This is a genomic window from Streptomyces sp. P5F9, assembly GCF_057961495.1.
In genome coordinates this window covers 1-564 of sequence record NZ_JBXVPZ010001055.1, presented here as the reverse complement: position 1 = coordinate 564, position 564 = coordinate 1, and the positions used below count along the sequence as shown (strand labels likewise).

Genomic DNA, 564 nt, shown 5'->3' with positions numbered 1-564 from the left:
CCCGGCGGGCCCGGGCCTCCCCCCAGTGGTGGACCACGTCCGCACCCACGACAAGGTCGTCTTCCTGACCTACGACCACGACGCGAGCGCCCGCCGGGACCCGAGGTTCACCGACCTGATCCGCGAACTGCGCCTCCCGGTCACGGAGTTCCGCACACCCCCGAAGCCCGCCCGCTTCACCGGCCTGCCCTACGCCACCCAGCGCGCCGAGATCTGCGGCCGGCGTCACCGGCCCAGCTCCCGGCTGCTCCGGCTCCCTTACGGCACATACGACACGACGACCCTCCGCGCCGCCGCCGACTGCGGAGTCTCCGCCCTGGTCCTGTGGCGAGCCTCCGCGACGACCGGCCCGTTGACCTACGCCCACGGCGACCGCCACCTCACCCCGGGCGACATCGTCCGCGTGGGCCCGGCCGACAGTACGGTCCGGCTGCTGCGGGGTGTCCAGGAGCGGGGGCTGACGGTGGGGCGCCTGGAGGACTACCTCTGAGGACCTCTGAGGCGATGGAGCGGGGGCCGGTCAATCCAGCCTGTCCGGCGTTTGAGGACGAGGCCGTTCAGGCC

1 protein-coding gene is annotated in these 564 nt (G+C 73.4%); it reads left to right on the top strand.

Annotated elements, in window-relative coordinates; all coding sequences use genetic code 11:
* Positions 1-490 (top strand): hypothetical protein (locus tag AC31A1_RS52365; protein ID WP_489660069.1); only part of this gene is annotated, 490 nt, incomplete at its 5' end.
* Positions 491-564: the final 74 nt, after the last annotated feature.